Genomic DNA, 3,124 nt, shown 5'->3' with positions numbered 1-3,124 from the left:
GGATTGGGGAGTGGGATGATAATATTTCCCAGAGTATTGGTAGTATATCTAATCTTGGTTTGGGGCGTTGATGGGCTTTAATTAAAGTGTTTTTTTCGGTGTCGCTGAGGGTTTTTCCTATTTCTGGATTTAGTAATAATTCTAACCCAGCTTTTGAAGCACCGTGAATGCCTGTAACTACAATTGCATATCCCGGTTGAGCATTTCCCCGGCGAATAATACAATCAGGATTAGCTTGTCCAAAAGCCGTAATTGAAATGGTGTTAATTGGCGATCGCACTACATCACCCCCGACAATGGGAGTATGATAAATTTGCAAACAATCATTCATTCCCTGATAAAGTTTTTCCACCCAACTAACAGATGTATCACCATTAACTGCTAAACCTACAGTTATTCCCAAAGGTGTAGCACCCATCGCCGCCAAATCTGATAAATTAGCAGCAGCAGCACGCCAACCTGCATCTTCTGGGGAAGTAGTGCGATCGCTAAAATGCACCCCTTCAACTAACACATCAGTTGTCACAATTAAAGATTGTTCTGGCAAAGTTTTAATTACTGCTGCATCATCGCCAATTACATCTGAAGGACAAAAGCGGTGTAATTTTTGCAGTAAACCTTGTTCGCCAATCTCTTTAACTTTTTGTTCCAACTTTTCTTCAGACATAACTTACATTTTTGGGAATCGATAATAAGTATTTCCATCATTATCTACTTCAGGATACGCCCCAAATATCTTCACTTGTTCATCTAAATATTGTTTAGCTAACATCGGTTCTACCCTAGCGGTTGCTGATAATTGAATCAACGAAATACAACTATCTCTATCTTCCAACAACCTATAAAAAGCATCAGTTAATCTTTGTTGTTTACTCTTAGATTCTGCTGCTCTAAATAGGACAAATCCAGTCATTCCCAACAAAGACATTACCAGTAAATATTCTAGGACAGCCATAATTTAAGCACCTGTTTTCAGTAGATAAAAGGAATGATTTTTTTAGTTTTTCGTTGATATGCTTGATATCGATCGCCAAACTTCTCGATCAGCATTTTTTCTTCTATATTAATTCTATTTCCTAACCAAATTGTACAACTAACTACACTTATTACTAAGCTAACAAAGCTTTGCAGAGTTGTACAATATCCGACTAGGAATAAAACATAGCTCAGATATACGGGATGTCGCACTTGACGATAAATACCTGTAGTGATTAATTGATGATTTGGTTTAATGGTGATGCAATCAAACAAACCCTTCAGCGTGCGAATCGCCAATTGATTAATTGCGATCGCTGACACTAAAATAATCATCCCCACCACCTGCCAAACAGTTTCAGTTTTTGACAACCGGGAAAAATCATAAATTGCCCACCAATAGATAATTACAGAAGCAATAAACTGTCCCGCTAAAGTTACCAAACCCGAAAAATCTTTAAATTGAGCATCTTCCTGATTCTTACTTAATTTACCATAGCGGCAAACTCGCCAAATATTCCCCGAAAAAAACAGTAAATAACCCAACATTAAAAAAATAACTTGCCATTTTTGGATTACGCCAAACAAAACTGCTGGTAACGCAATTAAAATGGCAAGAAAGGTGAACACTACGAACAATGATTTTATAGCTAAGGAAAAATTGCTCATAGTTACTTCGATGATTATTGGGAAAAAAGTTTAAAAAGTTTTGGCGATTCAAATCGCTACTACACAAACAAAACCTGCCTACGCAGGTTATTAAGTCCGCGTAGGCGGACTTTGTTTGTCTAACCCCGACTTTAGTCGGAGGAGCTTTTCTAAGGTTGAACTAAATTTTCTGCCCCTTTAATCACTTTCGCAGATTCAATTTTGTCACCTTGTTTCAGTTTTTGCAAAACATCTTTCCCTTCAGTGACAAAACCAAAAATGGTGTAGCGACCATCCAATAAATTTAAACCAGCTGGTGTTAATTCTGGTTCAAACAAGAAGAAGAAAAACTGGGAAGAAGCACCATTAACTTCTGATTCTGGTCTAGCCATTGCTACCGCACCGTAAGCTGAGAAAGGTAGCACAGGTTGGTCGCGGTAACGTCCAGCATCTTCTAGGGTAATGCCATAAAGGGGTGCTTCATCACCTCTGACTAAAATTTCTAGGGGAATAGCGCGATATTTTTTGGTATTTGGGTCAATAAAACCTTGTTCTTTTCCCGGTGGATCGCCAGTTTGCAGGACGTAAGATTCTTCAGCGCGAGTAAAGGGTAAACCGTTATAAAAACCACGTTGTACTAAATCGACAAAATTACCAGCGGTAACAGGGGCACTATAGCCATCAAGTACTAAGGTAAGGTCGCCTTTTTCTGTGGTCATTTTGACGGTAGCACGACCTTTGAGTTGGGGTAAATTGCTGTATTCGGCAGGTACTTCAAAGGGGAATTTTTGTACCATGTACTCTTCTAATTCCCCTACCAAATTCAGGATACTGGAAGTTTGATCCAACAATTCTGGTCGATTTTTCGCTTCAGCGGCAGCTTTGAGAGGAACGAGACTTTCACTAATTTGATTAATCAAAGCTTCGGCTTGGGGTTTTTGGTCATCTGGGATATTAGCTAACAAATCAGATTGACGATCGCCAACGATTGCAGCCGCCTTCTTGACATCACCATTAACCGTACTCCAACGCTTACCCCGCAACTGTTGGGGAATATCTTCCAAACTCTTTTGCAGTTCTCTAACTTGCTGATTATCGATCGGCAAAGAATACCGCAAAAGTGCTTTACCATCAGTAATAGGATTCCCCTGTGGTAAGCGACTCTCCCGCACACCAGCAGCACAAAGACCAATGGACAGGGTGACTAACAGTAACGCCAAAATGCCAGTTTTTAGCCAGCGTTTGGGCACATTCAGGACTGGAAGACTCAAACCAGACATAATTAGATTTCTGATATCGTCACAATTTTAGATTTTCCCACAATGGGGTAAAGAAAGGCAGAAGGCAGAAGGCAGAAGGCAAAAGGCAAAAGGCAAAAGGCAGAAGCTCAGAAAGGCAGAAGGTCAGAAAGAGTAAAGGTTAAATTTTTCCCCATCTCCTTGTCTCCTTGTCCCCTTGTCCCCTTGTCCCCTTGTCCCCTTGTCCCCTTGTCCCCTTGTCC

At 40.2% G+C, this 3,124-nt stretch carries 4 protein-coding genes; all 4 read right to left on the bottom strand.

Annotated features, from left to right (window positions below):
* Positions 1 to 667: thiamine-phosphate kinase (gene thiL, locus IQ264_RS31995; protein WP_193986717.1), on the bottom strand; the 667-nt coding region annotated here is incomplete at its 3' end.
* Between the two features lie 3 nt (positions 668 to 670).
* Positions 671 to 955 carry a hypothetical protein gene (locus IQ264_RS31990; RefSeq protein ID WP_193986715.1) on the bottom strand — a complete coding sequence of 95 codons (285 nt, stop codon included), beginning with the start codon at positions 953 to 955 and terminating at the stop codon, positions 671 to 673.
* Between the two features lie 17 nt (positions 956 to 972).
* The gene (locus tag IQ264_RS31985) at positions 973 to 1,644 is read right to left on the bottom strand and encodes a methyltransferase family protein (RefSeq protein ID WP_193986713.1); all 672 of its coding nucleotides are present in this window, start codon (positions 1,642 to 1,644) and stop codon (positions 973 to 975) included.
* 149 nt (positions 1,645 to 1,793) lie between these two features.
* Entirely contained in the window at positions 1,794 to 2,903 is a 1,110-nt protein-coding gene (locus IQ264_RS31980; RefSeq protein ID WP_193986710.1) for a peptidylprolyl isomerase, read from the bottom strand.
* Between the last annotated feature and the right edge of the window lie 221 nt (positions 2,904 to 3,124).

This window comes from [Phormidium] sp. LEGE 05292, assembly GCF_015207735.1.
GTDB lineage: Bacteria > Cyanobacteriota > Cyanobacteriia > Cyanobacteriales > Aerosakkonemataceae > Floridanema.
The sequence above is the reverse complement of the archived record's forward strand: the minus strand, read 5'-3'. Positions and strand labels throughout refer to the sequence as shown.

What these genes read in the sequence shown, in the direction of transcription:
- IQ264_RS31990 (WP_193986715.1), bottom strand. Translation starts at nt 955, where the DNA reads ATGGCTGTCCTAGAATATTTACTGGTAATGTCTTTGTTGGGAATGACT.
- IQ264_RS31985 (WP_193986713.1), bottom strand. Translation starts at nt 1,644, where the DNA reads ATGAGCAATTTTTCCTTAGCTATAAAATCATTGTTCGTAGTGTTCACC.
- IQ264_RS31980 (WP_193986710.1), bottom strand. Translation starts at nt 2,903, where the DNA reads ATGTCTGGTTTGAGTCTTCCAGTCCTGAATGTGCCCAAACGCTGGCTA.